Raw genomic sequence first — 25,925 nt, forward strand, 5'->3', positions numbered from 1 at the left:
TTTGCCGGCACAACATATAATCCGTGAATATATATTGTTTAAATGTAGACGTCAATATTTCCGCCAAGTCCCGGTGTTACGGAACGTTCCATCATCTGAACCATAGCGGTGCCCATCTCCTGTGTCATATCAAGCTGCTGACTTAATAATTCGGTTGAAACGGCATAGGAAAGACTGGTCTGGCTGACGGAAGAACCTGCGTCGTAGGACTGTAATGCACTAAGTGCCGGTGTCATACCTGAAATATCCATGCTGCACCTCCTGAAAACTTAATTGTGACCTTATTATGACAATAATCAACATAAAAAACAAGCTTTTTATGAGAAAAGACAATGATTTTTCGGAAAAAAACAATGTTTTTCCTGGAAATATGATGATTTTTCGCTGTTTTATTTGAAAAATTGAATAAAAAGGAATGTAATATTTTAGTAAAATTCACGATGAATACAGGTTGACATGGAAATATGCCTTTGTTATAATAATCGTGTAATAAATGTAACAAATTCGTAACAAACAATAAAAACAGTGTTAAGCTGTTTTTTGTTGTGGAAAACATGAGAACTCAGTTGGAGGCTTTTCGTAAATGAAGAAGAGAATGGTAAGAATTACAGGCTGTCTTTTAGCAGGAGCGTTATCCATTGGCAGTTTTGGATTAAATACATATGCAGCTCCGGTCGCAGGCGTTTCAAGTGTGACTGCAGTTGAGATCGCAGAGGGACAGACTCCGGCAGCAGGTGTTTCACAGGCACTGGCACAGTGTCTTGCGGACAGCAATGATGCAGCAGCCCAGAAGGCAGCAGAGCAGGCAGAGCAGGTCAGTGAGAATGATACACCGGTTGTTGCTTCGGAATATACAGATATTGCAATCGCGCAGGTAGATAATTATGTAAATGTTCGTTCAGAACCAAATACGGACAGCGAGGTACTTGGAAAGCTGTATAACAATTCCGCAGGAACAATCCTTGAAACAACTGACAATGGTTGGTATCGTATCAAGTCCGGTAATGTTGACGGATATGTAAAATGTGAATATGTAGTACCAAATGATGAAGAACTGGCAAAAAGAGTCAGCACAAAATATGCTAAAGTTAATACCACAACACTTCATGTAAGAACAGAGCCGTCTACAGATGCAAGCATTCTGACACAGGTACCGGTTGGTGATGATCTGGTTGTTATTGATGATGAATCTGTAGAAGACTGGGCTAAAGTAACAACAGAAGAGGGTGACGGCTGGGTACATAAAGATTATGTAGATTTCAACATTGAGTTTGTACAGGCAGAGTCGAAGGAAGAAGAAAAAGCAAGACTTGCAAAAGAAGAGGCAGAGCGTGAGGCAGCTGATGCAGCAGCAAATGCAGCAAGAAAGAAAGCTGACAGGAAGTCATCTTCTTCAAAGAGCTCCGGAAGTTCAAAGAGTTATGCGTCAGCAGGAAGCTCAAATGGACAGGCAGTTGCAAGTTATGCATCACAGTTTATCGGTAATCCTTATGTATACGGTGGAACCAGTCTGACAAACGGGGCAGACTGCTCCGGTTTCGTTATGAGTGTATATGCAGCATTTGGCGTAGGACTTCCACATTCTTCCAGCGCATTAAGAGGTGTTGGATACGAGGTAAGTCTTTCTAATGCACAGCCGGGAGATATTGTATGCTACAGTGGTCACGTTGCTATTTATGTCGGTGGCGGCACGATCGTTCATGCAAGTACACCGTCTAGCGGTATCAAGTTCTCTAATGTAAATTACAGAAGTCCGATCTGTGTAAGAAGAATTTTCTAATTCATAAATATGAAGAATAGCTATTGTCTTAGGACGATAGCTATTTTTTTTCACTCATAGCCTCAAAAGCAGTCTCTGTCCTGTGAATTAAAAAGGTTTTTTTGTTCTTTGCAGAATATACAACATGCACAAAATATCGGGGCACAAAAAAGTAATAAACAAAGAAGAAAAGTTATCCCAAAAGTTGTCCACTGCTAAAATGCACTTAAAACGTGGAAAAATAAAGTTATACACGAAGTTATCCACGTTATCCACATTTTTTATCCCCAAAAGAGTGGTTTACATAGTAAAAAAACCGAATGTTTGTTTTGTGTAGAAATCATAAAGTTTGCAATAAAATGAAAAACTGTGGAAAACATATTGACATTTCAAATATGAAAAAAGATGAAAACATTAAGGAAAATGTCTGACAATTCAGAAAAGATATCTAAAAAAAGGAAAATGTAAAAATAGAGGTTGACATTTCAAAAAAGAGTGTTAAACTATGTGGCATACAGATAAATAGAACAAATGCAGTGAACAGAATACCGTTATTGGAAGGCAATGCATCACAGAGAGTCATTGGCAGGTGGAAAATGACATGCATCTTTTGATAATATCCTCTGCGAGCAGTACGCTGAAAGCCATGAGGTCAGTAAGCGGCACCGGAACTCTCCCGTTACAGAGAGACCTGTTAGGGATATTTGTACAAAGACAAGTGGACAGATATATGACGGGGCAGAGAGGTCATGGAAACATGGCAAGAAAAGTGGTATCGCGGAAGTACGGGCTTTCGTCTTTTGGATGTGTGAACATCAGAAAGACGAAAGCTTTTTTTAATTCATAGGAAATTACATCCTATGAATTAAAAAGCCCTCCGGGCGGGATGCGCATCCCGCGGAGTAGAAGTTAGCTGTAAACAGCACCGCTCGAGCGCGAAAGAGTCGCAAGCGACTCTTTGTTCTTTATGACAATAGAATGTTTGCAGAGCAGCAATTTATTGTCATGAGTAAAAAATTGCACTGAAAATTGTTTATCTGAAAAAAAGAAAGGAGTTGTCTGCAATCTGCAGACGGTAAATGGTTATGAATGGATTAGTAATTGTTTTAATCGGTATTGTAGCGCTTTCGGCAGGATATCTGCTGTATGGAAGATGGCTTGCAAAAAAATGGGGGATCGACCCAAAGGCAAAGACACCTGCCTACACACATGAGGATGGGCAGGATTATGTACCGTCATCAAAATTTACCGTATTTTCACATCAGTTTTCATCCATCGCAGGAGCAGGACCTGTCACCGGACCGATCTTGGCATCCGTGTTTGGCTGGGTACCGGTTCTGTTGTGGCTGATCATCGGTGGATTATTCTTTGGTGCTGTGCAGGATTTTGGCGCACTGTATGCATCTGTCAAGAATGAAGGAAAATCGATGGGAATGATCATCGAAAAATACATCGGTAAGACAGGGCGTAAATTGTTTATGCTGTTCTGCTGGCTGTTTACACTGCTTGTTATCGCAGCATTCACGGATATGGTAGCCGGAACATTTAACGGTGTCGGACTTGACAGCGCAGAAACCGCTTATGCAAACTCAGCAGCAGCTTCCATTTCCATGCTGTTTATCGTGGTAGCTGTTATCTTCGGTGTGATTCAGAAACATGTTGGAAAAATGAACGAGTGGGTCAAAGCGGTCGTTGCAATCGCTCTTTTGGTTGCAATGTTTGCAGTTGGTATGAAACTTCCAATCTATACTTCAAAGACAGCATGGATCTACATCATCATGGCATACTTATTCCTTGCATCCGTACTTCCGATGTGGCTTTTAATGCAGCCTAGAGATTACATGACAACATTTATGCTGCTCGGTATGATCATCGGTGCAGTTGTTGGTGTTGTTGTTGCACATCCGCAGATGCAGTTAAATGCATTTAATGGTTTCAATGTAAATGGAAGTGGATTATTCCCGACATTATTTGTAACGATCGCATGTGGTGCAGTTTCCGGTTTCCACAGTCTTGTATCTTCCGGAACTTCCTCAAAGACGGTCAGCAATGAAAAAGATATGCCGATGATCGGTTATGGTGCAATGGTAGTGGAGTCATTACTTGGTATCGTGGCACTTGTCGTTGTTGGAGCAGTCGCAGTTGGTGGAACAAAACCGGAAGGAACACCGTTTGCAATCTTCTCTTCCGGTGTTGCAGGGTTCTTAGAGAAACTTGGTGTACCGGTTCAGGTTGCAACCGTATTTATGACCATGTGTGTATCGGCACTTGCACTTACCTCACTTGACTCCGTGGCAAGAATCGGACGTATGTCTTTCCAGGAACTGTTTTACGGTGAAAGCACAGATCCGAAACAGATGACACCGGCACAGCGTGTACTGACAAATAAATATTTTGCAACTGTGATCACATTATTCTTTGGATATCTTTTGACACTTGGCGGATACAGCAATGTATGGCCGCTGTTTGGATCTGCAAACCAGCTGCTTGCTGCTATGGTACTGATCGCACTGGCTGTATTCTTAAAGACGACGGGAAGAACCGGATGGACACTTTACATACCGATGTTTGTGATGTTAGCAGTTACATTTACCGCACTGGTACAGAAAACAATTGCTCTGGTAGCAAATATTGCGGCACACAACGCAACATTCTTAGTAGATGGATTACAGCTGATCGTTGCACTTCTTCTTATGATATTAGGTGTTCTGGTTGCGTACAGCTGCTTAAAGAAATTGTTTACAACAACGAAAAATTCGGAACAGAAATAAAAGCTAAGATCAGTATTTCTTGAAATATTACACCATGTTTGATATACTGTTCGCGTATATTTTTTCAATATATGGAAATGAATATGGGTGTAAAATGATTAAGAAAATAGATATTCTTGGAATACAACTGGACAATTACACAGTGCGGGAAGCAATCATGCGCGTGGAAGCCTGGTATGATAATAACATGTTAAATGTGATTGAGATGGTTTCCATGCAGATGCTGACTGAGTCAGAATCAGATCCTGTGTTAAAAGAGGTTATTTCTTCTCTTGATCTGGCAGTGATCGGAGAAAAAGGCATTCTGCAGGCGGCTGGAGTCGATACGATGCAGCGGATCCGCGAGACAGAAGAAAATGATTTTTCAGATGAATTTTTGAAACGTGTGGAGCGCAACCGCAAATCTGTTTTTATTATTGGAGAGACACAGGGAGCTGTTGATGAATTTACACAGGAACTCAGAGAGGAATACCCGAAACTGGTGTTAGCAGGGGCGGCGGCAACGGAAAACTGTGTCGGAGATCTCGAGGGTGTGATCAATGAAATGAATGCGGCGACGCCGGATGTGATCATTTCAATCATTCCATCTCCGGGACAGGAACATTTTCTTGTGGAACACCGCGACAAGATCAATGCCAATTTATGGTATGGAATCGGCGGATTTGAGGTTCACCGGAAAAGATCGAGAATCAAAGGTTTTTTCTGGAATCTGATCCACCGTGTCAGATTAAAAAACAGTATTGAAAAATATGAAAGCTGAGGTTCGGTATGCAGAAGTTTTTTTATAAGAGATCTCCGGTCTGGGATTATATCCTCATGCTTGTGGGAACCGCACTTATTGCAGTAAGTATTCAGTGCGTGTATGATCCGGTCAGCATGGTAACAGGAGGTTTTACCGGTCTTGCGATCATTATCAAAGATGTGACAGGGTATCTGATTCCGGGTGGAATTCCTCTGTGGCTGACGAACCTTGCACTCAATGTGCCGCTTTTTTTGGCAGCTTTAAAGATCAAAGGAAAACGTTTTATATGGAGAACGATCGTTGGAACATTGTTACTTTCTCTCTGGCTCTATATACTGCCGCTTGTGGATCTTACCGATGGTGATTATGTACTTGCAGCAATTTTTGGCGGCTGTATCGGCGGTGTCGGAATGGGCCTTGTACTGCTTGCAAAATCAACGACCGGTGGAACAGAGATGGTCGCGACGCTGATCCAGCATTATTATAAACATTATTCTGTGGTGCAGATCATACAGTTTTTAGATGGTGCAGTCGTAGTTGCCGGATTATTTGTATTTGGTGTACACGCAGTATTGTATGCGATCGTTGCGATCTTTGTGACGAGCAAGGTATCAGATGCACTGATGGAAGGCTTGAAATTCTCAAAAGCAGCATTTATCATTACGGATCACTATGAACAGGTAGCAAAACGTATCATGACAGAGTTAGAACGCGGTGTTACAGGACTTCGGGCAAAGGGCATGTATTCCGGTGCAGAAAAATGTATGCTTTACTGCGTAGTATCTAAAAAAGAGATTGTGCAGGTAAAAGAGATCGTAAGGGAAGTAGATCCTGATGCGTTTGTGATCGTTTCCGATGCGCGGGAAGTGCTCGGTGAAGGATTTCAGGAACAGATGTCATAAATTTTTTCTTTGTGAACTATGTACACTGTAAAAAATAGGAAAAAAGCAGCATACATTGAGGAAGTGCATAAAAAATATGCATTTCCTCTTTCTTTTTTTGCTGTTTTGCATTAAAATAGAATCTAGGTATTTTTGAGTGGGGACAATGGGTATATTTTTATTGTGAAAGTTGCCCATGCGTGCAATGGAGGTTATGCACTGTGGCATAGGATCATTCGGACAGCTGACAGCTGCAGCAACCTGATTTGCCGGGTGTGTTTCAAATGAAACGAAGATAGAAGGAGTGGAGCTTATGATTTCAAATCAGATACTTCAAAATACGATTGACGGGTTAAAAGGGATTACCCGCATTGATTTATGCATTATCGATGTAGAGGGGAAGGTGCTGGCTGCTACATTTCCGGAAGCAGACAAATATATGGAGCCGGCGCTTGCATTTGTGGAATCTCCTGCAGACAGCCAGGTTGTAAACGGCTATCAGTTTTTTAAGGTGTTTGACGATCATCAGTTAGAATATATCCTGCTTGCCAATGGCGACAGTGATGATGTCTATATGGTGGGTAAAATTGCCAGTTTCCAGATCCAGAATCTTCTGGTAGCATATAAAGAGAGATTTGATAAAGACAACTTTATCAAGAACCTGCTTTTGGATAACCTGCTTTTAGTTGATATTTATAACCGTGCAAAGAAGCTGCATATCGATACAGAGGTCAGACGTGTTGTGTTTATCGTGGAGACCAACCGCGACAAAGACGGCAATGAACTGGAGCGCATCCGTGGCATTTTCGGTGGAAAGACCAAAGATTTTGTCACAGCAGTGGATGAGAAAAATATCATTGTTGTAAAAGAAGTAGGGGAGAATGAAGGATACGAGGAGATGAATAAGACCGCAGAGGTCATTGTGAATCTGTTCCGCTCTGATTCGGACAGCGATGTGCATGTGGCATATGGTACGATCGTCGGAGAGATCAAGGAAGTATCACGTTCTTATAAAGAAGCAAGAATGGCACTTGACGTAGGGAAGATCTTTTTTGAAGAAAAAGATGTCATCGCTTACTCAACACTTGGAATCGGACGTTTGATTTATCAGCTCCCGATCCCGCTCTGTAAGATGTTTATCAAGGAGATCTTTGACGGGAAATCACCAGATGAGTTCGATGAGGAGACACTTACAACGATCAATAAGTTCTTTGAGAACAGTCTGAATGTTTCAGAGACTTCCAGACAGCTTTATATCCACCGTAACACGCTGGTATATCGTCTGGACAAGCTGCAGAAGGCAACCGGACTTGATCTGCGTGTGTTTGAAGATGCTATTACATTTAAGATCGCACTTATGGTAGTAAAATATATGAAGTACATGGAGTCATTGGACTACTAGAAATGGAGAAGCACTATGATTAAGTTAGAACATGTCAGCAAGTCGTACTCCGCGGGAATACCTGCGCTTAATGACGTGAGTCTTAACATTGAGGAAGGAGAATTTGTATTCATCGTCGGGGACAGTGGTTCTGGAAAATCTACGCTGATCAAGCTTTTGTTGAAGGAACTTGAACCGACGGAGGGTACGATCACGATAAACGGTCAGAAATTAAATAAGATCAGGCGAAGACAAACCCCGAAATTCCGTCGTAAGATCGGCGTGGTATTTCAGGATTTCCGCTTGTTAAAGGACCGCAATATTTACGATAATGTCGCATTTGCCCAAAAGGTCATCGGAGAGTCCACACGTTCCATCAAAAAGAATGTACCACTGATGCTTTCCATGGTAGGACTGGCAGCAAAGTATCGTTCTTATCCCAAACAGTTATCCGGTGGTGAGCAGCAGAGAGTTGCAATCGCAAGGGCACTGATCAATAAGCCAAAGATCCTGCTTGCGGATGAGCCGACCGGTAATCTCGATAACAATAATGCCTGGGAGATCATGAAACTGATGGAGGAGATCAATAACAATGGCACAACGGTTGTCGTTGTTACACATAACCTTGAAATCGTAAAAGCCATGAACAAACGTGTCATCACCATGCAAAAGGGTGTGATCGTGGATGACAGTGATACAGCCAGCAGTATTGTGACAGGCGATAATGCCATCAGCCGCAGCCTGACTGAGCGTGATGTATTAAAACGCGAGGGGGACTACGATTATGAGGATTAGTACTTTTTTCTATACGATTAAACAGGGACTTGTCAACATCTGGAAAAATAAAATGTTTTCGCTTGCATCCATAGCGACGATGACGGCCTGTATTTTTCTGTTTGGTCTGTTCTATTCGATCGTGACCAACTTCCAGGCGATGGTAAAGGATGCGGAATCCGGTGTTGCAGTCACAGTATTTTTTGATGCGGGCATCTCAGAACAGCGCATTGAGGAAATCGGTGATCTGATCAAGCAGCGTGTTGAGGTATCACATTGCGAATATACATCTGCAGATGAAGCGTGGGAAAGTTTTAAAGATGTTTATTTTGATGGAAATGAAGATGCTGCTTCAAGTTTTGCAGGCGATAATCCGCTTGCCAATTCAGCAAGCTATTCCATTTATATGAATGATATATCAATGCAGAGTACGCTGGTAACTTATTTAGAGTCTATAGATGGAATCCGTTCAGTAAAGCAGTCGGAGATGGTTGCGCACACACTGACCGATTTTAACAGTCTGATCGGTTATATTTCCGCGGGTATCATTCTGATCCTGCTCGGTGTTGCGGTCTTCCTGATCAGCAATACGATTACAGTCGGTATTTCCGTGCGCCGTGAAGAGATCGGTATCATGAAACTGATCGGTGCGACAGATTATTTTGTCCGGGCACCGTTTGTTGTTGAGGGAATTGTGATCGGACTGATCGGAGCGGCGATCCCGCTTGGCATTTTGTATGTTTTATATGAGAAGATCATATTATATATTGGAGATAAGTTTAAATTTATCAGCAATATGATTCAGTTTTTAAGTGTGGACCAGGTATTCCACACATTGGTTCCTGTGGCACTGTTACTTGGTGTTGGTATTGGATTTATCGGAAGCCGGATTACGATCCGCAAACATTTAAAGGTATGATAATTAATAAAAGGCAATGGATACACAGGATAACGGCGGTATTGCTTATTGTGATGACCGGCATGGCTGCCACAGTGCAGATGACGTCAGCAGCAGAAAACAGCAGCGCAAAGAAAAGTGAAAATACATCCACTTCTTTAAAAGAGGCACAGCAGGAAAAAGCGGCTTTGGAAAAAGCTCTGGAAAAGGCAAAACAGACGATAAACGAGCTAAAAGAGTCCAAGGGAGATGTGCAGGCAAAAGTAAATGATCTGAATACGCAGCTCATGAATATTTCGAGCCGGATCACAGCTTTAGAAAACCAGCTTGCACAGAAAAATCAGGAGCTGACAGAGAAGAAGGATCAGATCGAGGACACAAAAGACCAGCTTGAAGATGCAAAAAAGCAGGAAGAGCAGCAGTATACGGACATGAAAGTGCGCATACAGTTTATGTATGAGAATGCACAGGAGTCTTACTTTGAGGCACTTTTTGATTCGGAAAGTTTTTCGGATTTTTTAAATTCTGCTGAGTATATCATACAGATCCAGGAATATGACCGGAAAAAGCTAAAGGAATATCAGGAGACGGTTGCCTATATTGACGGCGTGGAACAGCAGTTAGAAGAAGACTATGCCACGTTAGAGGAAATGAAAAAAGAAGTGGAGCAGGAGAAAGCCTCTGTGGAGCAGGAAAAGGCTTCAGTTGCAGCGCTTATGAAGCAGCGGGAGACGGAACTTGCCGGAATTGAGGGAAACATTGATTCTGCACAGAGCGACGCGGATTATTATGCTGCGGAGATTCAGGCGCAGGAGGAGATCATTGCCGAGATCAGGCGCATTGAGGCAGAGAAGGCTGCTGCCGGTAAACAGGATAACCATTATACCGGAGGTGTGTTTACCTGGCCGTGTCCGAGCAGTACGCGTGTGACCAGTGATTATGGAACGCGTGTGTCGCCGATGGGAGGCGCTTCTTCCAATCATAAAGGAATTGACATCGGTGCGTCCGGAGGCGCTGCGATCGTGGCTGCGGCGGATGGAACGGTTACGACTGCGGCTTACAGCAGTGCTGCCGGTAACTATGTGATGATCGATCATGGCGGCGGATTGTATACCGTATATATGCATGCATCTGCACTTCTTGTTTCGCCTGGACAGACGGTTTCAGCAGGACAGACGATCGCACAGGTCGGAAGTACCGGTATTTCTACTGGAAATCATTTACACTTTGGTGTATCATTAAACGGAAGCTATGTCAGCCCGTGGAGTTATCTGGGCAGATGATGCGGATGTTTTTGGGACTGCCGCAATGCGCGGTGGTCCTTTTTAAATTGGTTGGATTTGTGTAGTAGGACAGCGAATTTTCACATATGAATGATATGATAAGTAATGTGGAGTGTAGTATAAAAGGCAATATAAAATAAAAATGTGGCTGGTCACACAACAGGTGGGAATAGCGGTGTAAAACGGCAGCAAAAACGGCAGCATAAAAACAGCGCAGGAATGGAGACAGAATATGGAAAATAAAAATGAGCAGCAGGTTTCGGAGATTATGCCAGAGCCAATCGAAGAACCGAAGAAAAGCAAAAAAGGACAGATGGCAAAAGGTGTGGCCTGCGGTATTGCAGGAACGATTTTAGTTGGATTTGTCGCACTGAACGTGGTCACTAAAATAACGGGAACGAAAATTTACATAACGAATGCAACCGCTAAGACAGATTCAATACTGGATACAAAAACAGTTCAGAAGATCAATGAACTGAAGGCATACACGGATATGTATTATTATGATAATGTGGATGATACCGAATTAAAAGATGGACTGTATGAAGGGATGATCAGCGGGCTTGGAGATAAATATTCCGTCTATTATAATGAGGAAGATTACAAACAGATGCAGGTGAGCACTACCGGACAGTATTACGGAATTGGTGCAGGCCTCAGACAGGATCCGGATACCATGGTGGTATCCATTTCAAAAATATATGAGGGAACACCTTCCGATGAAGCCGGACTGCTTGCAGATGACGTGATCACTTCGGTCGACGGAACAGATGCGACCAGCATGGAAGTGACAGAGCTGGTAAAACTGATCCGTGGCGAGGAGGGAACATCGGTACATTTGGAGGTATATCGTCCTTCAACCGGGGAAAATCTGTCCTTTGACGTGGAGCGCAAAAATGTGACACTGCCGAGCGTATCTTCCCAGATGCTTGGTGATAACATCGGTTATATTCATATCGATTCTTTTGAAACAGAAACAGCAGACCAGTTTGAAAAAGCTGTGGCAGAATTAGATAGCGAGGGGATGAAAGCGCTTGTTCTGGATGTGCGCTATAACGGCGGCGGACTTGTTACCGCTGTTGTACAGATTTTAGATGATATTCTTCCTGAGGGTACGGTTGTGTATACAGAGGATAAAAATGGTCACCGTGAGACTTATACATCAAGCGGGGATACTTACATGGAGTATCCTCTGGCGGTTCTTATCAATGAGGACAGTGCAAGTGCATCCGAGATTTTAGCCGGAGCAATCAAGGACTATGAATATGGAACACTGATCGGAACGACAACATTCGGAAAAGGAATTGTTCAGACCATCTTCCCGCTTGAGGACGGAGATGCGGTGAAACTTACCACAGCAAAATATTTTACACCGAATGGAAATTATATCCATGGAGTCGGAATTGATCCGGATATTGAACTTGAATATGAATATCTCAATCCGGATGGAACAGAATATGATGTGAAATATGACAACCAGATCCAGAAAGCAGTGGAAGTACTCACGGAGGAATTAAGCGGAAAATGAATAAAACAGTAATGCGGCTGATTCTGGGAATCATGCTGGCAGGCTGGATGATCATCATATTTTGGTTTTCCAATCAGCCGGCGACGGAATCTTCCGAGATCAGCGGTACGATCTCTTACCGTCTGGTCGAAGATACAGATGAAATTTTTAACTGGGGACTGACGACAGACCAGATTGGAAATATTGCAGGAAACATTGAGTATCCCATCCGGAAAGCTGCACATATGACAGAATATGCGATTTTAGGATGGCTTGCATTTGCATTTTCAGGAACATTTGAAATGAGACAGAAAGTGCATTATATCGCGGCACTTGGATTTGCCTTTTGCTATGCATCGACAGATGAGTTTCATCAGCTGTTTATCCCGGGGCGTTCCGGACAGTTTACGGATGTCTGCATTGATACGGCAGGAGCCGCGATCGGTCTTTTACTGCTTGCGATTCTCTTAAAAATAGGGAGAAGGCATTGCGCAAAAAGCGCGCATACTTTACAATAGAAACAAATCTTAAATATCAGAAAGAGGTGATACTGTGGTAGAACTTGATCAATTTAAAGTGACCCTGAACACATACAGGGAACCGCTGCAGGAAGTGAGGGATTCACTTTGACCTGGCTAATAAAGAGCAGCGGATCCAGGAATTAGAAAGGGAAATGGAGGCCCCAAATTTTTGGGATGATCCGGTCGTTTCCCAGAAAAAAATGAAAGAATTAAAGAGCATGAAGGATGATGTCGCAACTTATGCATCCTTAAAGACAGAATTTGAGGATATTGAGACATTGATCGAGATGGGATATGAGGAAAATGATGCTTCCCTGATCCCGGAGATCCAGGAAATGCTCGATGAATTTACGAAGACCTATGAGGGTATCCGTATCAAGACTTTGTTATCCGGGGAATATGATTCGGATGGTGCGATCGTCTCACTGCATGCAGGAGCCGGAGGCACGGAGTCCTGTGACTGGGCGGCAATGCTTTACCGCATGTATACAAGATGGGCATCGGACAAAGGATTTTCTGTGGAGGTTTTAGATTCCCTTGACGGGGAGGAAGCCGGTATTAAATCCATCACATTCCAGATCAATGGAGAAAATGCATACGGTTATATGAAATCCGAAAAGGGTGTACACCGTCTGGTGCGAATTTCACCGTTTAACGCGGCGGGTAAGCGTCAGACTTCGTTTGTATCCTGCGATGTCATGCCGGATATCGAGGAAGATCTTGACGTTGAGATCAATGAGGACGATCTGCGGATCGATACCTACCGTTCAAGTGGTGCCGGTGGACAGCATATCAATAAGACATCTTCCGCAATCCGTATTACGCATATTCCGACCGGAATCGTGGTACAGTGCCAGAATGAGCGTTCCCAGTTCCAGAACAAGGATAAGGCAATGCAGATGTTGAAGGCAAAACTGTATTTGTTAAAGCAGCAGGAAAATGCGGAAAAAGCTGCAGATATCCGTGGAGAGGTAACGGAGATCGGTTGGGGTAACCAGATCCGTTCTTATGTTATGCAGCCATATACGATGGTAAAAGATCACAGAACCGGTGTAGAAACCGGAAATGTAGACAGCGTCATGGATGGAAAGATTGATATTTTTATCAATGGTTACCTGAAATGGCTTTCACTTGGATGCCCGAAGGGACTTGGAGGAGACGATGAGTAAGGGAACGGTCACGCTCCTTGTGATTGTCTTTGTTGTCTGCATATCCTGTGGCGCGGGATATGCGGCATACCGGATCGTGCGGGAAAAACTGCGTAGATTGTCCCGCATGGCGTTTGGCACAGATTCCATCACAGAGGGATTAGAACAACAGGCAAAAGAGCTTGCGGTAACACCGAAATCCGTTTCTGCGATGACACGGATTTTTCTGCCGCAGATCCAGAGGGATTTTCCTGATTTTCATATCGAACAGTTTAAGGATAAAGTGGAAAATGCACTCATGCTGGCATTGCAGGCAATCTCTGCCGCAGATGCCGGCATTTTTGAAAGACAGATAAAAGATGGCGTTTCGGAAGAATTTTTAGCGCAGATCAAAAACAGAATCCGTGAAAATGAGACGGAGGCAGTCACAGAGCACTACGAACAGATACAGATTCATCAGACAGAGATTGCCAATTATGAGAAAAAGCAGGGTACCTGTATGATTACATTCCAGAGTGCAGTCGGGTATCTGCATTACTGTGAAAAAGCGGGAAAAGTCTTAAGCGGCAGTAAAGAGCTGACGGAACAGACCAGATATAATGTACAGCTTATGTATATTCAGAATGAAAAACTTGCAGGAATGGACAATGCAGTCGGAACTACCTGCCCGAACTGCGGTGCGCCGATCACAAATCTCGGCGCAGCTTACTGTGAGTACTGTGGTTCGGCGGTGACGCTTTTGAACCTGAAAGTATGGACATTACATAGTTTTGATGAGACGGACTATCATCATTCATAACAAATGGTGGAAAACAATGGAGGAAAATCCTCTGCTTCTGCAAAGGCAGTCGCATTTTGCTCCGCAAAACAAGGAGGATTAATTATGGGAATTATCAGAGCAATTACGCAGGCGATCGGCGGAGGTCTTGCCGATCAGTGGTTAGAAGTTTACGAAGCAGATGACATGGGGGACAACACTGTCTTTACGAGCGGTGTGCTGATCCGAAAAGGACAGAACCGGAAGGGAACGCCGGATACGGTCAGCAACGGTTCGATCATTCATGTGTATGACAATCAGTTCATGATGCTCGTAGACGGTGGAAAGATCGTAGATTACACGGCAGAGCCGGGATATTATAAAGTGGATAATTCATCCATGCCATCCATGTTCAACGGTGAATTTGGAGAATCTTTAAAAGAAACATTCAATCGTTTCAAATTCGGCGGACAGACGCCGACGATGCAGAAGGTATTTTTTATCAATCTGCAGGAGATCAAAGGAATCAAATTCGGTACCAGAAATCCGATCAATTATTTTGATAATTTTTATAACGCAGAATTGTTTTTGCGTGCACATGGAACTTATTCCATCAAAGTCACCAATCCGCTGCAGTTCTATGCGGAAGCCATCCCGAAAAATCAGGATCATGTGGAGATCTCATCCATCAATGAACAGTATCTGTCCGAGTTTTTAGAGGCACTGCAGGCATCCATCAACCAGATGTCAGCGGACGGAACCAGAATTTCCTATGTGACTTCAAAAGCAAGAGAACTTGGAAAGTATATGGCGAATACACTCGATGAAGAGTGGAACCAGATGCGCGGTATGGAGATCCAGAGTGTCGGTATTGCGAGCGTATCTTATGATGAGGAGTCCCAGAAACTCATCAACATGAGAAATGAGGGCGCAATGCTCGGTGGTGACTTCAATGTAATGCGCGGTATGGCAGTCAAAAATCTGACCGAGGGTGTGCGTGATGCAGGAAGCAATGCAGCAGGAGCCATGAACGGGTTTATGGGAGTCGGCATGGGCATGAATGCGATGAACCAGACGTTGTCAGGACTTGGCGCACTTCAGACACCGCAGGATCAGCAGGGGCAGATGTATGGAAATGCAGCACAGAGCCAGATGGCAGGAGGCATGAATCAGGGGCAGAATGCGGGAGCCATGAACCAGAGCCAGCCAAATCCGGCAGGCAGTGCAGCGGGCACATGGACCTGTGAGTGCGGCCGCACCAACACGGGAAAATTCTGTAGTGAATGTGGAAAACCAGCGCCTGCACCAAAGAATGAGTGGACATGTGAATGCGGCCATGTCAATACAGGAAAATTCTGCAGTGAGTGTGGAAAACCGGCACCGGCAGCAGAGTGGACGTGTGAATGTGGTCAGGTCAACAAAGGAAAATTCTGCAGTAACTGTGGAAAAGCGAGGGACTAATTATGGCAGTGATCAGTTTTAAATGTCCAAATTGTGATGGAGAACTGATTTTTGATCCTTCCACACAAAAGTATAAATGTGAATATTGTTTCAGTCTGTTTTCACAGGAAGAGTTAGATGCCATGAAGCCGGCACAGACGACGGAACCTCAAAATGCAGATGCTGCGGGCGCAGGAAAAGCATCAGGTAAACCGGAGGATAAGAAGCAGAGCCAGCCGGGAAATAAAGCAGGTAGTGGAACAGAAAAAGATAACACGGAAAATAAAGAGTCAGATAAAGAAGCAGGGAAGGAAGCTGATGCAGTGACCTATACCTGTCCGAGCTGTGGTGCACAGATTGTGACGGATGCCACTACAGCGGCGACTTTCTGTTATTATTGCCATAATCCGGTCGTGCTTGGCGGACGGCTGGAAGGTAAATTCCTGCCGGATCAGGTGATTCCGTTTTCTGTGTCGCGGGAAGATGCAGAAAAAGGTTTTAAAGATTATGTCTGCAAGAAAAAATTTGTCCCGCGTGCCTTTTATAACAAAAAGCAGGTCGAGAGCATCACAGGTGTATATTTTCCATACTGGCATTACAATACCAGACTGGAGGGAAAAATGCAGGGCGAGGCGAGAAATGTCCGCGTGTGGCGAACCGGAAACACGGAATATACGGAGACAAAGTATTATCAGGTATCAAGAGAAGGTGATGTAAAACTTGAAAACCTGACGGAAAATGCACTTGGAAAGGCAAATCAGGAGCTGATCTGCGGTGTAATGCCTTATGATTTTAAGGATGTGAAAAAGTTTCAGCTTGGATTTCTGTCTGGATTTCTGGCAGAAAAGCGTGATATTGAGAAAAAACAGATAGAAAAGAAAGTGCAGCAGGAAGCGCGTGAGAGTGCAGAGAAACTGATGCGGGAACAAATAAATGGATACAGTTCCGTGTCGGTAAAAAATGCCGATTTCCGGGCATTAAAAGAAAAGTGGTCGTATACGCTTCTGCCGGTATGGACAATTACATACAAGGCGAAAAACGGAAAAATCTATTATTTTTCCATGAACGGACAGACTGGAAAGGTGTACGGCGAACTCCCGATCGACTATAAAAAAATCTCACTTGTCAGTGGAATCGTCAGTCTGGTAACACTGGTCATTTTATTACTGGGAGGGCTAGCATGAGACAGAAAAGATTTTTATGTTTAAAGGGTATTGTATTTGCCTGGCTGTTTACGATTTTACTTGCAGCGGGCGGACAGCATGTATGCTTTGCAGCAGAAGAAAATGTTCCACAACAGACGGTATATGATGATGCTGCGCTTCTGACACCGGAAGAGATCGAGACGCTTGAGAGTGAACTGGACGCTGCGGGAGAGAAGACCGGATGGAATATGCTGATGTTGACGACGGATGACACAAATGGAAAAACCACGCAGGAATATGCGGATGATTTCTTTGATGCGATTGCAGAAAACGGTGATGGTGTTGCACTCCTGATCGATATGCAGAACCGTGAAATCTGTATTTCTACCGGTGGCATTGCAAGCAGGTATCTTACGGATGCGCATATTGAAGATATTTTAAATGACGGATATGAACCGATCTCAGATGGAGAATATGAACAGTGTCTGTCTGTAATGTTAAAAGATGTGCTGGTTTATTATGATGAAGGAATCCCGTCAAATCAGTATGAGTATGAGGAGACGGATATTGAGATCACGCCGGCAGAATATGTCATCACATCCGTTGTTTTAGCTCTGATCCCAGGCGCTATTGTATTCCTGGTGCTTGTACTATTTTGTAAATTAAGGAATGGCAAATATAAATATGACGCTCATGAGTCCGGAACAGTGAATATAAAGAAACACAGCGATGTGCTTGTGAACACTGTTGTGACACACCGTCATATAGAAGAGAAGAAAGCAGAAGACAGCGGCAGGAGTACGGTACATACGAGCAGCAGCGGCGTAAAACATGGTGGAGGCAGTAAAAAATTTTAACAGCATAATAAAAAAATGTTCCTGACATGATAAAAAAGAGGTTGCGTATGCAGCCTCTTTATGTTATTATCTTCCTCATGAGGACAAGTGTCAGCGTGCAACAAACACAACAGATGAATTTCTAAAGAGAGGGATAGAGTCACATGAAAGAAAAAGGTCAGTATTATGTGCTGAAAGAAAAAGCAGTTCCGGAAGTCCTCTTAAAGGTGGTCGAGGCAAAGCGGCTGATTGAATCCGGTAAGATTGCATCCGTGCAGGAGGCAACAGAAAAAGTTGGCATCAGCAGGAGTTCTTTTTATAAATATAAAGATGATATTTTTCCATTTCATGACACGGCAAAAGGAAGGACGATCACATTAGTCATCCAGTTGGATGATGAACCGGGGCTGTTATCCGTTGTATTAAAGACCGTAGCAGAGTTTCATGCTAATATTCTTACGATACATCAGAGTATACCGATCAACGGTATCGCTTCTCTTACACTCAGTGTGGATGTCCTGCCACAGACTGGTGATGTGGCTGAAATGTTAGAGCACATTGAGGAACAGGAAGGCATCCATTATGTGAAAATTCTCGCAAGAGAATAAGACATGGCAGATGCGTCATATATTGTAGTTCATAAAATATGCATGTAAGATGTGTAAAATGATAGAAAGATAATAAAGTCTGTCTGAGAGGATGGAAGCGATAGTCTGGCAGACGAACTTGGAGGATGAAAAATGAAAGCAGCAGTAATGGGATATGGAACAATCGGTTCTGGTGTTGTGGAAGTACTTGACATCAACGGAAGCAGCATAGCAAAACGTGTCGGAGAGCCGGTAGAGATCAAATATGTATTGGATTTAAGAGATTTTCCGGGAGATCCGATCCAGGATAAGATCGTACACGACTATAAGACGATTGCAGAAGATCCTGAGGTAAAGATCGTCGTTGAGACCATGGGAGGTGTGGAACCGGCTTATACCTTTGTAAAAGCAATGTTAGAGGTCGGAAAACATGTTACTACTTCAAACAAAGCGTTAGTAGCAGCAAAAGGAGCAGAGCTGATCGCACTTGCAAAAGAGAAAAATGTTAACTTTATGTTCGAAGCAAGCGTCGGTGGCGGTATCCCGATCATCCGTCCGTTAAATTCCTGTCTGACTGCTGATGAGATTGAGGAAATCACAGGAATCGTCAATGGAACAACGAACTATATGATGACTGAAATGTCAGAAAAAGGTGCTGATTTTGATGAGGTATTAAAAGATGCACAGGCAAAAGGATATGCGGAGAAAGATCCGACAGCCGATATTGAAGGGTATGATGCCTGCAGAAAGATTGCAATTCTGACATCACTTGTCTGTGGACAGCAGGTAGATTTTGAGGATATCCACACAGAAGGAATTACACATATCTCTGCGACCGATATTAAATATGCAAAAGCCATGGGAAGAGCCATTAAACTTCTTGCAACAAGCAAAAAAACAGATGGCGGATATGTGGCAATGGTAGCACCGTTCTTACTGCCGAAAGAGCATCCGTTATACAATGTAAACGGCGTATTCAATGCAATTTTTGTTCATGGAAATGTACTTGGGGATGCAATGTTTTACGGAAGCGGTGCCGGAAAACTTCCGACAGCCAGTGCGGTTGTAGCAGATGTTGTGGAGATGGCAAAGAATGTTGACAAGAATATACCGGTTGAGTGGAGCTCAAAGAAATTAGAGCTGGTAGATTACCGCAGCGCAGAGAACCGTTTCTTTGTCAGAGTGTCAGGTACAGATAAGGCATCTGTGGAAAAAGTATTTGGAAATGTAGAATATATTGATGCACAGGGTGTTACAGGAGAGCTTGGTTTTGTGACCGAAGTGATGACAGAAGAAGCTTTGGAGAACAAAAAAGCAGCATATGGGGAAGTGTTGAATGTCATTCGTGTAGCATAGAAAAAAGAGCAGATCGTGGATCACATGGAAGGCGGTTCACGGGTCTGCTCTTTTTATGAAAACGGAAGAGTGTGAAAAGTAAGATTGTTTGCACATAGATTTGTGCTTACACACGAATTTGAGATACGCAAAAGCAGCGTGGAAATGGAGAGGAATATGACGTTAAGTGAATGTTACGAAGAAATGGGCGCGGATCTGCACGAAGTGCTGCGGCGGCTAAAGACGGAGGAGAGGATCGGGAAATTTTTAAAACTGATTCTGAAGGATACGAATTATGAGTCGCTGTGTAAGGCGCTGGAAGAAAAGAATTATGAGCAGGCGTTTACATATATACATAATTTAAAGGGGCTGGCAATGAATCTGGGACTGACACCGCTTTTGGTTCCGGCACAGGAGTTATGCGAAGAACTTAGGGATGGCGAACCGGAAAGGGAGCTTAAACCGCTTTTGGATGAGGTGGCGGCGGCATATCAGAAAGTCCTTGGTATTGTCGAAAGACTTGACTGAGATAACAGTGTGAAAAGCTGGGATTTTGGCTGATTCTTTGTAATGAGTTATTCGGAAATGGAGAACAGTATCAAAGGTAAAGATGCATTTTTGAATCTCTGACATATGATAAAACAGAAGGTTTTATGTCTGAGGTAGAAAAAAGTGCAGGTAATTCTTTTGATCATAGCAGTCAGTGTGGATGTCTTTGTGGCATGTGTGGCGTGTGGGAGTGAGCAGATAAAGATCGGATCTGCGGCAGCGTTATGCATCAGCACGGTCTGCAGTGGAATATTAGGGATATCACTTTATGCGGGGATGGCGTTACAGGGGGTACTTTTAAAAAAATATGCATTATACTTAAGTTTTTTCGGACTGCTTGCAGTGGGAATTTTTAAGCTGACAGAGTATGCGATCAGAAAATATATTGAGCGTCATAAGTTCCTTTGCAAGAAAGTCAAAATCTCTTTTTCACAGCTCAGTTTTATTCTGAGTATCTACAACAATCCGGTAATGGCAGACCGCGATCACTCGGCGACGATGTCGTGTGTGGAGGCTGTATTTTTTGCACTTGCAATGTCATTGGACGGGATGTTTGGAGGACTTGGTGCAGGATTTACCGGAAAGAATATTTATTTTACAGTGATGGGAAGTTTTGTTGTCAGTTTCTGTGCCGTACTTTGCGGATGCAGGATTGGCATGCAGGCATCTAAGCGGTGGAAGACAGATGTATCATGGCTTGGCGGCGTGTTGTTTGTAATACTTGCGTTTCAGAAGATTATTTAAAAAGTCAGTTCCATGCTGCCCATTGCTGCAGGAAAATCAGAAAAGTCTGTTACTGTTTATGCCTTGCCGGGCGTTTGGGTAATAAAGATTTTCTGCGTATGGGCGGCACATACTGCCGCTTTCTATGGATTTGGAAATAATGTATAAATATACATAAATATGCATAAAATCTTAGTGCTATTTGTTTTAGGAAAAAGGTTGAAAAATATCTTATGATATGATACACTTTTTACAATTTAGGAAAAAGACTATAGGTACTAATAAGGGAAAGTTCAGTCAGGGGACTGTCTGGATGGAAAAAGAAGAAAAACGGCGACGTTTTTTTTTTGGAAAAAAAGTGAAAGGACAGGGAAACGAATGAAAGCTCATTTAATACTCGAAGATGGGAATGTATTTACCGGAACAAGTATAGGTTCTACTAGGGAAGTCATCAGTGAAATCGTATTTAATACGTCGATGACAGGTTATCTGGAGGTTCTGACTGACCCGTCGTATGCGGGACAGGCGGTTGTTATGACTTATCCGCTGATTGGAAATTATGGAATCACACCGGATATGGAGTCAGGCAGACCGTGGCCGGATGGATATATCGTAAGGGAGTTATCAAGAATGCCGAGTAACTTCCGTGAGGAGGGAACAATTCAGGATTTCCTCACGAAATATGACATTCCGGGTATAGCAGGGATCGACACCCGTGCACTGACCAAGATCCTTCGTGAGAAGGGAACCATGAATGGTATGATCACCACGAATAATAACTATAATATAGAAGAAATTATTCCCAGATTAAAAGCATACACGACAGGTAATGTTGTGGACAAAGTTACCTGCAGTGAAAAACGAGTATTAAAAGGAAATGGCAAGCGAGTTGCTTTGCTTGACCTTGGAGCAAAAAATAATATTGCCCAGTCTTTAAATAAACGCGGCTGTGAAGTGACGATCTATCCGGCACATACGACTGCAGAAGAGATCCTTGCAACAAATCCGGATGGAATCATGTTAAGCAACGGACCTGGAGATCCGAAGGAGTGCAAGGAGATCATTGCTGAGATCAAAAAATTATATGACTCCGATACACCAATCTTTGCAATCTGCTTAGGACATCAGCTGATGGCACTTGCAACCGGCGCTGACACACATAAGATGAAATACGGACACCGTGGCGGCAACCATCCGGTAAAAGATTTAGAAACCGGAAGAGTATATATTTCCTCCCAGAATCACGGTTATGTGGTAGATACGGATACACTTGATCCGGTGATCGCGAAACCGGCATTTGTGAATGTAAACGATGGAACCAATGAGGGACTTTCCTATGTAGGCAAAAACATTTTTACCGTACAGTTCCATCCGGAAGCGTGTCCGGGACCGCAGGATTCTGCATACCTGTTTGATCGTTTTATTTCGATGATGTAGAAAAATTCTTACGTTATTGTTTAACAAATTTTAGGAGGAAGAATTAATGCCAAGAAATCATGACATAAAAAAAGTTTTAGTAATTGGTTCCGGCCCGATCGTAATCGGACAGGCTGCAGAGTTTGACTATGCAGGTACACAGGCATGCCGCTCATTAAAAGAAGAAGGCGTTGAGGTTGTGCTGGTAAACTCAAACCCGGCGACGATCATGACAGATAAAGATATTGCAGATCAGGTTTACATTGAGCCGCTTACGGTATCCGTCTTAGAGAAGATTATCGCAAAAGAAAAACCGGACAGCGTACTGCCGACTTTAGGTGGACAGGCCGGATTAAACCTCGGTATGGAATTAGAGGAAAAAGGCATACTTGAAAAATATAATGTCAGACTGATCGGTACAACAGCAGAGACGATTTTTAAAGCAGAGGACCGTCAGGCATTCAAAGATACCATGGAAAAGATCGGTGAGCCTTGTGCAGCATCCCAGGTCGTACACAACGTACAAGATGGTATCAAGTTTACCAATACCATTGGTTATCCGGTCGTACTTCGTCCGGCATATACGCTTGGCGGAAGCGGTGGTGGTATCGCACATAACGAGACCGAGCTGGTTGAGATCTTAACAAACGGTCTGCGTCTTTCCCGTGTCGGAGAGGTATTGGTAGAGCGTTGTATCGCAGGATGGAAAGAGATCGAGTATGAGGTAATGCGTGATGCGAACGGCAACTGTATCACCGTGTGTAACATGGAAAATATCGATCCGGTCGGTGTACATACCGGTGATTCCATCGTTGTTGCACCTTCCCAGACACTTGGCGATAAGGAATACCAGATGCTCCGTACATCTGCATTAAATATTATTTCCGAGTTAAATATCACCGGAGGATGTAACGTACAGTATGCATTGAATCCGGACAGCTTTGAGTACTGCGTCATCGAGGTTAACCCGCGTGTATCCCGTTCTTCTGCACTTGCATCCAAGGCAACCGGATATCCGATTGCAAAAGTTGCCGCAAAGATCGCATTGGGCTATACCTTAGACGAAATTAAAAATGCAATTACCGGAAAAACTTACGCAAGTTTCGAGCCGATGCTTGACTATTGTGTTGTAAAGATTCCGAGACTTCCATTTGATAAATTCATCACGGCAAAGAGAACCCTGACCACACAGATGAAGGCAACCGGAGAGGTTATGAGTATCTGCAATAACTTTGAGGGTGCATTGATGAAAGCAATCCGTTCCTTAGAGCAGCATGTGGACAGTTTAATGTCTTACGACTTTACCGGACTTTCCGATAAAGAGTTAGATGAGCAGCTGCATGTAGTGGATGACCGCCGTATCTGGGTGATCGCAGAGGCACTGCGCAGAGGCGTAAGCTATGACAAGATCCATGAGATCACGAAGATCGACCGCTGGTTTATTGACAAACTTGCCATCCTGGTTGAGATGGAAAACCAGTTAAAGAATGAGCCTTTGACTGTAGAATTATTAAAAGAAGCAAAACGCATCGAGTTCCCGGACAGCGTTATTGCAAAACTGACCGGAAAGACCGAAAAAGAGATCCATGACATGCGTTATGAAAATGGTATCGTGGCAGCATTCAAGATGGTAGATACCTGTGCCGCAGAGTTTGAGGCATCCACACCGTACTACTATTCCGTATTCGGAAGCGAGAACGAAGCCATTGAGACAAATCCGAAGAAAAAAGTACTTGTACTTGGTTCCGGACCTATCCGTATCGGACAGGGTATCGAGTTTGATTACTGCTCCGTACACTGTACCTGGGCATTTGCAAAAGAGGGATGGGAGACCGTCATCATCAACAACAACCCGGAGACCGTTTCCACTGACTTTGATATCGCAGACAAACTTTATTTTGAACCTTTAACACCGGAAGATGTAGAGAGCATCGTAAAACTGGAAAAACCGGATGGTGCTGTCGTACAGTTTGGTGGACAGACCGCGATCAAGTTAACCGAGAGCCTGATGAAGATGGGTGTTAAGATCCTTGGAACAAAAGCAGAGGATGTCGATGCGGCAGAGGACCGTGAGCTTTTCGATGAGATTCTGGAAAAAACACAGATTCCGAGAGCTGCAGGTGGAACTGTATATACCGCAGAGGAGGCAAAAGAAGTTGCAAACCGTCTCGGCTATCCGGTACTGGTAAGACCTTCCTATGTACTCGGTGGACAGGGTATGAAGATCGCATTCAACGATGATGAGATCGAGGAATTTATCGGCATCATCAATCGTATCGCACAGGATCACCCGATTCTCGTAGATAAATATTTACAGGGAAAAGAAATCGAGGTCGATGCTGTATGTGACGGAACCGATATCTTAATTCCTGGTATCATGGAGCATATCGAACGTACCGGTGTACACTCCGGAGACAGTATTTCCGTATACCCGGCACCGACGATCAGTGACCATGTAAAAGAGACAATCGTTGAGTATACGAAACGTCTGGCGCAGGCACTGCATGTCATCGGACTGATCAATATCCAGTTCATCGCTATGGACGAGCAGGTATATGTCATTGAGGTAAACCCGCGTTCTTCGAGAACCGTGCCATACATCAGCAAAGTAACCGGTATTCCGATCGTTGACCTTGCAACGAAAGTAATTATCGGTGATACTATCCGCGGACTTGGATATGAGCCGGGACTTGCACCGACCGCAGATTACATTGCAATCAAGATGCCGGTATTCTCCTTCGAGAAACTGCGTGGCGCTGAGATCTCCTTAGGACCGGAGATGAAATCAACCGGTGAGTGCCTTGGTATTGCAAAGACCTTCAACGAGGCTCTCTACAAAGCATTCCTCGGCGCAGGTGTGACTTTACCGAAATACAAACAGATGATCATGACCGTCAAAGATGCAGATAAGCCGGAAGCAGTCGGCGTTGCAAAACGTTTTGAGGCACTTGGCTACAAGATTTACGCAACCAGAAGTACCGCAAAATATTTACAGGAGCACGGCGTCAATGCACTTCGTGTCAACAAGATCTCCCAGGAGTCACCGAACGTTATGGACTTAATCTTAGGACATAAGATCGACCTTGTCATCGACACACCGACACAGGGAAATGGTGATAAGACCAGAGACGGATTCCTGATCCGGAGAAATGCAATCGAGACAGGTGTTTACTGTATCACAGCAATGGATACGGCAAATGCGTTGGCACGCAGCTTAGAGACTGCGACCGATGATCTGACACCGGTGGATATTGCGACCGTAAAGAACTTGTAGTTCTTTGAATTTATAATTCTTTGAACTTGTAGTTCTTTGGATTTATAATTCTTTAAACTTGTAGTTCTTTGAATCTTATAATATAGAAAAGACAGCACAAATCCAAAAGGAGGCGTGCTGTTTTTGCTTTTGCGGAATATGGATATTGGCGACAACATGAAAAAACGACATGAAAGCAGTTAAGAAATTGCTTTCATG

General features: G+C 43.6%; 22 protein-coding genes and 1 other annotated feature. Of the genes, 21 read left to right on the forward strand and 1 reads right to left on the reverse strand.

Features of this window, described 5'->3' with window-relative positions:
• Positions 1-38 precede the first annotated feature (38 nt).
• On the reverse strand, positions 39-251 hold the full coding sequence (locus tag RIL182_RS03115) for a YjfB family protein (protein WP_006855201.1): 213 nt from the start codon (positions 249-251) through the stop codon (positions 39-41).
• A gap of 332 nt (positions 252-583) precedes the next feature.
• Between RIL182_RS03115 and RIL182_RS03120 the strand changes: the two genes are divergently transcribed.
• The 21 genes from RIL182_RS03120 (at position 584) to carB (ending at position 25,727) form a co-directional block, all read left to right on the forward strand.
• Entirely contained in the window at positions 584-1,780 is a 1,197-nt protein-coding gene (locus tag RIL182_RS03120) for a C40 family peptidase (RefSeq protein ID WP_006855200.1), read from the forward strand.
• A 506-nt stretch (positions 1,781-2,286) separates the two neighbouring features.
• Positions 2,287-2,563, forward strand: a binding site (T-box leader).
• Positions 2,564-2,844: 281 nt separating this feature from the next.
• Positions 2,845-4,530 carry a carbon starvation CstA family protein gene (locus tag RIL182_RS03135; RefSeq protein WP_044998461.1) on the forward strand — a complete coding sequence of 562 codons (1,686 nt, stop codon included), beginning with the start codon at positions 2,845-2,847 and terminating at the stop codon, positions 4,528-4,530.
• A 94-nt stretch (positions 4,531-4,624) separates the two neighbouring features.
• Positions 4,625-5,290, forward strand: a complete 666-nt coding sequence (locus RIL182_RS03140) for a WecB/TagA/CpsF family glycosyltransferase (protein WP_242655434.1) — start codon at positions 4,625-4,627, stop codon at positions 5,288-5,290.
• 8 nt (positions 5,291-5,298) lie between these two features.
• On the forward strand, positions 5,299-6,174 hold the full coding sequence (locus RIL182_RS03145) for a YitT family protein (protein ID WP_006855195.1): 876 nt from the start codon (positions 5,299-5,301) through the stop codon (positions 6,172-6,174).
• A gap of 292 nt (positions 6,175-6,466) precedes the next feature.
• Positions 6,467-7,555 (forward strand): PucR family transcriptional regulator, encoded by a 1,089-nt coding sequence (locus RIL182_RS03150; RefSeq protein ID WP_006855194.1) that lies wholly within the window; start codon positions 6,467-6,469, stop codon positions 7,553-7,555.
• A 15-nt stretch (positions 7,556-7,570) separates the two neighbouring features.
• Positions 7,571-8,329 carry a cell division ATP-binding protein FtsE gene (gene ftsE, locus RIL182_RS03155; protein WP_006855193.1) on the forward strand — a complete coding sequence of 253 codons (759 nt, stop codon included), beginning with the start codon at positions 7,571-7,573 and terminating at the stop codon, positions 8,327-8,329.
• A complete protein-coding gene (ftsX, locus tag RIL182_RS03160; RefSeq protein WP_006855192.1) occupies positions 8,319-9,227 on the forward strand; it encodes a permease-like cell division protein FtsX in 909 nt (302 codons plus the stop codon). Before ftsE ends, ftsX begins: the two co-directional genes overlap by 11 nt.
• Positions 9,224-10,489, forward strand: coding sequence for a murein hydrolase activator EnvC family protein (locus tag RIL182_RS03165; protein ID WP_006855191.1), 1,266 nt, complete (start codon positions 9,224-9,226; stop codon positions 10,487-10,489). The genes ftsX and RIL182_RS03165 overlap by 4 nt, the downstream gene beginning before the upstream one ends.
• A gap of 232 nt (positions 10,490-10,721) precedes the next feature.
• Positions 10,722-12,017, forward strand: coding sequence for a S41 family peptidase (locus RIL182_RS03170; RefSeq protein ID WP_006855190.1), 1,296 nt, complete (start codon positions 10,722-10,724; stop codon positions 12,015-12,017).
• Positions 12,014-12,514 (forward strand): VanZ family protein, encoded by a 501-nt coding sequence (locus RIL182_RS03175; protein ID WP_006855189.1) that lies wholly within the window; start codon positions 12,014-12,016, stop codon positions 12,512-12,514. The genes RIL182_RS03170 and RIL182_RS03175 overlap by 4 nt, the downstream gene beginning before the upstream one ends.
• Before the next feature lie 34 nt (positions 12,515-12,548).
• A protein-coding gene (prfB, locus tag RIL182_RS03180; RefSeq protein ID WP_118413000.1) for a peptide chain release factor 2 occupies positions 12,549-13,686 on the forward strand; the annotation gives its coding sequence in 2 pieces (ribosomal slippage) (positions 12,549-12,623 and positions 12,625-13,686; 1,137 coding nt in all).
• On the forward strand, positions 13,679-14,464 hold the full coding sequence (locus RIL182_RS03185; protein ID WP_006855187.1) for a TIM44-like domain-containing protein: 786 nt from the start codon (positions 13,679-13,681) through the stop codon (positions 14,462-14,464). Before prfB ends, RIL182_RS03185 begins: the two co-directional genes overlap by 8 nt.
• An 84-nt stretch (positions 14,465-14,548) precedes the next feature.
• Complete coding sequence (locus RIL182_RS03190) at positions 14,549-15,883, forward strand: SPFH domain-containing protein (RefSeq protein ID WP_015560959.1); 1,335 nt, start codon at positions 14,549-14,551, stop codon at positions 15,881-15,883.
• A gap of 2 nt (positions 15,884-15,885) precedes the next feature.
• Positions 15,886-17,046, forward strand: a complete 1,161-nt coding sequence (locus RIL182_RS03195) for a hypothetical protein (protein WP_006855185.1) — start codon at positions 15,886-15,888, stop codon at positions 17,044-17,046.
• Entirely contained in the window at positions 17,043-17,864 is an 822-nt protein-coding gene (locus RIL182_RS03200) for a TPM domain-containing protein (protein WP_134523023.1), read from the forward strand. The genes RIL182_RS03195 and RIL182_RS03200 overlap by 4 nt, the downstream gene beginning before the upstream one ends.
• 143 nt (positions 17,865-18,007) lie before the next feature.
• Positions 18,008-18,451, forward strand: coding sequence for an ACT domain-containing protein (locus tag RIL182_RS03205; protein ID WP_006855183.1), 444 nt, complete (start codon positions 18,008-18,010; stop codon positions 18,449-18,451).
• Positions 18,452-18,583: 132 nt separating this feature from the next.
• On the forward strand, positions 18,584-19,786 hold the full coding sequence (locus tag RIL182_RS03210; protein ID WP_006855182.1) for a homoserine dehydrogenase: 1,203 nt from the start codon (positions 18,584-18,586) through the stop codon (positions 19,784-19,786).
• 156 nt (positions 19,787-19,942) lie between these two features.
• Positions 19,943-20,293: an Hpt domain-containing protein gene (locus tag RIL182_RS03215; RefSeq protein ID WP_022112346.1), complete on the forward strand. Its 351-nt coding sequence runs from the start codon at positions 19,943-19,945 to the stop codon at positions 20,291-20,293.
• 144 nt (positions 20,294-20,437) lie between these two features.
• The gene (locus tag RIL182_RS03220; protein WP_006855180.1) at positions 20,438-21,058 is read left to right on the forward strand and encodes a manganese efflux pump; all 621 of its coding nucleotides are present in this window, start codon (positions 20,438-20,440) and stop codon (positions 21,056-21,058) included.
• Positions 21,059-21,415: 357 nt separating this feature from the next.
• Positions 21,416-22,474, forward strand: coding sequence for a carbamoyl phosphate synthase small subunit (locus RIL182_RS03225; protein ID WP_006855177.1), 1,059 nt, complete (start codon positions 21,416-21,418; stop codon positions 22,472-22,474).
• Positions 22,475-22,520: 46 nt separating this feature from the next.
• Positions 22,521-25,727 (forward strand): carbamoyl-phosphate synthase large subunit, encoded by a 3,207-nt coding sequence (gene carB / locus RIL182_RS03230; RefSeq protein WP_006855176.1) that lies wholly within the window; start codon positions 22,521-22,523, stop codon positions 25,725-25,727.
• Positions 25,728-25,925 lie beyond the last annotated feature (198 nt).

Source organism: Roseburia intestinalis L1-82, from assembly GCF_900537995.1.
GTDB lineage: Bacteria > Bacillota > Clostridia > Lachnospirales > Lachnospiraceae > Roseburia > Roseburia intestinalis.

What these genes read in the sequence shown, in the direction of transcription:
- RIL182_RS03120 (WP_006855200.1), top strand. Translation starts at nt 584, where the DNA reads ATGAAGAAGAGAATGGTAAGAATTACAGGCTGTCTTTTAGCAGGAGCG.
- RIL182_RS03190 (WP_015560959.1), top strand. Translation starts at nt 14,549, where the DNA reads ATGGGAATTATCAGAGCAATTACGCAGGCGATCGGCGGAGGTCTTGCC.
- ftsE (WP_006855193.1), top strand. Translation starts at nt 7,571, where the DNA reads ATGATTAAGTTAGAACATGTCAGCAAGTCGTACTCCGCGGGAATACCT.
- RIL182_RS03175 (WP_006855189.1), top strand. Translation starts at nt 12,014, where the DNA reads ATGAATAAAACAGTAATGCGGCTGATTCTGGGAATCATGCTGGCAGGC.
- ftsX (WP_006855192.1), top strand. Translation starts at nt 8,319, where the DNA reads ATGAGGATTAGTACTTTTTTCTATACGATTAAACAGGGACTTGTCAAC.
- RIL182_RS03225 (WP_006855177.1), top strand. Translation starts at nt 21,416, where the DNA reads ATGAAAGCTCATTTAATACTCGAAGATGGGAATGTATTTACCGGAACA.
- RIL182_RS03215 (WP_022112346.1), top strand. Translation starts at nt 19,943, where the DNA reads ATGACGTTAAGTGAATGTTACGAAGAAATGGGCGCGGATCTGCACGAA.
- RIL182_RS03195 (WP_006855185.1), top strand. Translation starts at nt 15,886, where the DNA reads ATGGCAGTGATCAGTTTTAAATGTCCAAATTGTGATGGAGAACTGATT.
- RIL182_RS03210 (WP_006855182.1), top strand. Translation starts at nt 18,584, where the DNA reads ATGAAAGCAGCAGTAATGGGATATGGAACAATCGGTTCTGGTGTTGTG.
- carB (WP_006855176.1), top strand. Translation starts at nt 22,521, where the DNA reads ATGCCAAGAAATCATGACATAAAAAAAGTTTTAGTAATTGGTTCCGGC.
- RIL182_RS03140 (WP_242655434.1), top strand. Translation starts at nt 4,625, where the DNA reads ATGATTAAGAAAATAGATATTCTTGGAATACAACTGGACAATTACACA.
- RIL182_RS03115 (WP_006855201.1), bottom strand. Translation starts at nt 251, where the DNA reads ATGGATATTTCAGGTATGACACCGGCACTTAGTGCATTACAGTCCTAC.
- RIL182_RS03170 (WP_006855190.1), top strand. Translation starts at nt 10,722, where the DNA reads ATGGAAAATAAAAATGAGCAGCAGGTTTCGGAGATTATGCCAGAGCCA.
- RIL182_RS03205 (WP_006855183.1), top strand. Translation starts at nt 18,008, where the DNA reads ATGAAAGAAAAAGGTCAGTATTATGTGCTGAAAGAAAAAGCAGTTCCG.
- RIL182_RS03145 (WP_006855195.1), top strand. Translation starts at nt 5,299, where the DNA reads ATGCAGAAGTTTTTTTATAAGAGATCTCCGGTCTGGGATTATATCCTC.
- RIL182_RS03165 (WP_006855191.1), top strand. Translation starts at nt 9,224, where the DNA reads ATGATAATTAATAAAAGGCAATGGATACACAGGATAACGGCGGTATTG.
- RIL182_RS03135 (WP_044998461.1), top strand. Translation starts at nt 2,845, where the DNA reads ATGAATGGATTAGTAATTGTTTTAATCGGTATTGTAGCGCTTTCGGCA.
- RIL182_RS03200 (WP_134523023.1), top strand. Translation starts at nt 17,043, where the DNA reads ATGAGACAGAAAAGATTTTTATGTTTAAAGGGTATTGTATTTGCCTGG.
- RIL182_RS03150 (WP_006855194.1), top strand. Translation starts at nt 6,467, where the DNA reads ATGATTTCAAATCAGATACTTCAAAATACGATTGACGGGTTAAAAGGG.
- RIL182_RS03185 (WP_006855187.1), top strand. Translation starts at nt 13,679, where the DNA reads ATGAGTAAGGGAACGGTCACGCTCCTTGTGATTGTCTTTGTTGTCTGC.